The organism is Winslowiella iniecta, assembly GCF_001267535.1.
Taxonomy (GTDB): domain Bacteria; phylum Pseudomonadota; class Gammaproteobacteria; order Enterobacterales; family Enterobacteriaceae; genus Erwinia; species Erwinia iniecta.
Genome location: NZ_JRXE01000014.1, coordinates 12,159 through 17,117, shown reverse-complemented (window position 1 = coordinate 17,117; position 4,959 = coordinate 12,159). Strand labels below are relative to the sequence as shown.

The 4,959-nt window shown below is 50.2% G+C and carries 1 protein-coding gene; it reads right to left on the bottom strand.

The window, feature by feature from the left end; all coding sequences use genetic code 11:
- On the bottom strand, window positions 1–4,959 hold a 4,959-nt coding region (locus tag NG42_RS11165), incomplete at both ends, for a hypothetical protein (protein ID WP_162231028.1).

The following is a 4,959-nucleotide window of genomic DNA, read 5'->3' as shown; positions in this document are numbered from 1 at the left end:
TGGCTGTGGCTGTGGCTGTGGCTGTGGCTGTGGCTGCGTATTTATATTCTCAGCAACAAACGGCCCTATATTCTGCTGAGCCGCAGTATCTGCATTGCCAGCTGCGTTTTGACCCGTTTTCTGCAGGTAATACTGTAGAACAGTATCCGGGAGAGTTAGTTTTGTCCCTACTGTAAACGTCCATGTCGCTTTAAAATTTGGATTGGCCGCACGTAACTCTTTAAGCAGACGATGCCTTTCAATCCTCTCAGAAGGAGAGAGATCACTGTCAAGTGACAGTTTCAGATCGTTACTGATCATATAGTTACTGGCAGATTTCAGGATTATCAATTCATTACCTTTTATCTGACCAAACTGGGTTTTAAACTCTTTCAGCGGCGGCGCAGTATCCGGAATACTGGCGGTGCTTTCAGAAATTTGCAGTGGGTATTGCTGCATAATAATATCCGGAATGATCAGTTTTGAATCTGAAGGGATATTATTGGGATCGACAATACCATTTAACAGGCAGATAAGATAAACCTGTTGTGGCTCTATATTCAGACTTCTGCTGATGGCATTCAGATTCGTATTGGTACTCACCACATATTCATTACCCTTTATCTTACCTGGTGAGCTTTCCCCTTTCCGGGAGCTGAATCGACTTTCCTCCAGTACCGAGTCCGGGATAACAAGGACTGTATTTGCCTTGATGTTCATCGAATCAGTAATTCGATCCTCATTAGCGAGTTCCAGACCTACAAATTTTTCGACACTGATGCCTAAATCACGGCAGATATCAAATATGCCAACAGGTTTGCTGACAATATACACGTTGCCGATAACGACGCCTTTTGAACTGGTATCCAGCGTATCGCTTTTCGGCAGTTTTGCCAGTGGTATGATTTTCAGCTCCGATTGCGTATTAACGCTCCCGGAATCAGAGTTCGAGCTCATCGCATTGGCTATTTCATTGCTCGCTGCAGCGCCACCATAAGTAACCGCAAAATCCCGGAGACCTTCCCGGGCTGGAGACTCAAACATCATTGTTAATTTTGCCGACTTTGCCACTTTGGCGGCAAGACCAGCACCTAATGTAATCCCGGTATCTGTTATCATGCCCGCCAGTACCCCCTCTGGCAGAGACCGTAAGATATTCTCCACCTCTGCCCGGTTATCTTTCAGCGCGGCCTTAAGCAGTTCTTTAGCGACTGTCGTTCCGGCAGATGCGGCTAGCTGTACCAAAAACAGCACTGCGGGCGATAAACCTACCGATGCCAGCCCCGCGCTAATTGCCATACCTGCAAACAGGGAAGAAAAGTCAATAAACGAATCAACCAGATACTCTGCGTAAGTCTTAATCATCGCATTCATATCTTCAGTTGAGCGCTGGCATACAACCGAAAACGTTTCCTTTCCGGTATCGGTTAACTCACGAGTCGTTAAGGGTGAATACGGACGACTATATTTTTTGGCCATGCTTGAGGTAGCCACCAGGTTATCCAGCGGCGCCGTACTGCGTTCACGATATTGAAATGCCCCCGCTCTTCTCGCATCATCTCTGTACTGATACTGTTTACTGCCATTCAGATGAGAAACAATCCATTTCTGATTCTCAACATTCTTAAGCCCTTGCTGGGTGTTTTCAATGACGATATGGCTACCATTAATATCCATTGCCAGGATTTTATCCGTACCGGATTCACTCTTAATGGAAAAACAGATTACTTCACTCAGCGTGCTGCCGTCCAAAACCAGATGCTGCGCCTCTCTCTTTCCATAACGAAAATCTTCCAGCAGCGCCCTGAACGCTTTAAGTTCGGGAGCTTTCTCTAATTCTGCCGCAGTAATTTTGAAATTGGATTCGTAGAAGTTATCCATAGCATTGACGGATGCCGCATCACTACGCAGAGCATTGATCTCCAGCTCATATCGTTTCAGCATATCATCCCCAAGACTCCTGATCATAAATCCAGGGCCAGGGCCGAAAACGATTTTTATTCCTGGCGCATTCTTGTTGTAAACCGTATACAATTCTGAGCCAGGTGTAATAGTGATAAGCTTAAGCTTTACGAGTAATGAAACGCTAGTGGGATGCTTCTCAACAAAATTGCGGGGAAACCGATACTTTCCTGTATCGATCTTGCCGGTTGCAATATCCAACAGTGTGAATTTATGTTCCGAAAGATCACGCTCACTGATTAGCATTATTTCGGTGTCAGGAGAATCAATTCCTCCCCGATCTTCTTTCTTAAATCCGTTAATAATATTAGAAAGATAATTACGAGCATACTTTAGCGGGCTGAGATTATCCCCTGATCTTATGTTATATCCTTTTTGTATGGATTTAAAATAATCGCCGGCCTGGCTGGTAAGTTGTTCTTCAGGAAGGCTGGCACGGATCTTTTCCCGCTCTTCAAGATTATTTCTGATGATTTCAAGCGTATCTGCCGCCTTAAATAAATTCCTCTTTGCGGCATCAAGCTCATGCACAGGGGCTGATTTTTTGTTCAGCTCACGATATTTACTGACCGCTGACTTATAATCAACTATCGCTGACTCAACCTGCAAAGGTGTCAGGTTTTTATCTTGCTGAAGAATACGCCTTCTTTCTGAATTGAAAAATAGCTCACTTTCCTGGCTATCAGGTAAGAGATAACCAATAGAACGTTTAGTTTTTTTTGCCCTTTTTGGTTCATTTTCCTCCTGAACCTCTTCATTTCTCTCTTGCAGGTGCTGTGCTAAATCAGATTGCAGTTGCGCCGATAATCTGTCAGGCGCGGCCTTCCGGGCCTGATTTTTTCCGGCTGTATCGTGATTTTCTGCCGCATTCAGGGCGGCCGCAGCGGTGTTTATCGCCGTACGCGCGCTCTCATAAATGCTGGTAAACGCAACCTCCATCGGCAGGACGCCTGCCACAGTATCCAGAAATTTCTTTGGATTTTTTAAAGCATTGATAACCGTCGGAATAAGGGTGACCGGCAGCGCGATCGGTCCGGGAAGCGCCAGGCTCAGGAGCGATAATCCGAAGCCCGCCGCAGCCCGATCAGCCATCTTGCCATGCAGATAATCCTGGGGACGCTGACTGGGCTGGGTGGCTTTCCTTACTCCGTCCAGTCCCTTATAGCCGTCATACAGCTGTGTGCTTCGCAGGAGATTGCCCGGACGCACCAGGCGACTGCCGGTAATCGTGCGTGCCGCGTTTCGGGTAATATCGGCAATCAGGTCTGCGCCCACCATCGCTGACATCGCCGTACTGACCACGCCTGACACGGTCTTTTCCGTCGCCTTTTTAAGTAGCTGGTCTTTGATCGGGATGGTCTGGGCGACGAGATCTTTTGCCGTCGGGGGTCTGCGCTGAACCTCGTTAAGAATATTAAACAGCTCCTGCCGCATCCCGGCCAACAATACGCTATTGCCCGGATCGTTCTCTCTGCGCAGCACCGTCCTGTCCCCGGCACTCAACGTCGACACCAGGTACTTCAGCGTCTCCTTCTCTTTTTCAGGGTCATCGTTGCTGAGCTCGTCGACGAGATCAATCAGGTTTCGCACCATATTTTTTTCATAATGGTTGTACCCGTACTCCGCCCCCAGCTCCTTCGCCGTGATCAGCCGAATATTCTGTGACAGCACTTCGGCTTCTCCGGCCATCTCCTTCGCCACGGCCGCCATACGGCTGGCGGCTTGCTCGAGGTCTTTGCTGCCAGTTTTTTCCGCCTCGTCGATCTTCTTCTCCAGCTTATCCAGCCTGATGCTGAACGCCTGCGCCATCCCCTCCGTCAGCTGAATATATTCTGTCGCGCGCGGATGGCCGGAAAAGCTGCGCCGCATCTCCTCGATCGCCAGGCCAAGCTCCACGGCAAACTGCTCCTTCAGGTACGGCAGGGTCTTTCTGACTTCGGCCGTCAGCGCGGAAAACTCATCCTGTGTTTTCTGCACTTTCTCTTCCAGCCGGACGAGGTTGCTCTCATTCCCCAGTGCGATATCAAGCGCCACGCCGAGCACCGTACCGGCTTTTTTCTCCGTATCACTCACCGGCTGGCGGGCTTTTATCGCGGCGAGCTGAATCAGCCGGTCGCTGTCCATGGCGGTATTGTTGTCCCTCTTCAGCACCCGCTGCAATCGCTCCGCCGCATCCTGCAGCGGCCTGGCGACAGATCTGATCTGATCCGCTGCGTTATCCAGCGAGATCATCAGCGTGCTGAGCTCGGTTTTCTGAGCCGGGGTGATATCGCCGGATACGGGGAAATGCTTGTCTATTTTCCGGTACAGGATGGCGTCCAGCTTTTTCCTCATGCCGTTCACCGCCGTGCCAGTGGATGACGCCGCATTTTTCAACCCCTGCAATTTCTTGCTGAAGTAATTACCCATGCTGCTGTCGTTGATCATTCGCTGCGCCAGTGTGCCGAGGGTGTTCAGATTTTCCAGCATGCCGGGGCGGAAGTGTTCAATCTCGGCGAAGGCTTTTTTCAGTGTTCTTTCGCTGCCTTCCAGCGTCGCCATAAGATTTACGGAGTCCGCTCTTAACTGCTGATTCATCGCCGTCTTCAGCGAGCTGCGCAGCCGCGCGGACTTGTCAATGGCGTGTTGCAGGTTGCAGGCCGCCAGCGCCAGCGATGACCGGTTCTTTTTTTGGTATTCTTTAACCGACTTTTCGGTAATGACCTTCAGGCCTTTCGCCAGCTGCGGATTTTTTTCTGCTGCCGCCTTTAACTGCCCGGCCAGCATTTCCGTCATTTTTTCCCGCAGCTTATGCTCCGTCTCCGGCTTCTCCTCCGCCCCCGGATCATTTTCATCCAGGGAGGATAAAAATGTCTCCATCTCTTTGATCGCCGGCTTATCCAGCAGCTTCATCACCGCCCCCGGCCCGAGCAGGTTCATTACGTCCCGTGCCATCATCTTCAGTACGCCGCTTTCCTGCTGCGCGTACCGCGCGGCTTCCGCCATCTCCGGACGGGCGGCGGCGCGCAGGGCGGTCAT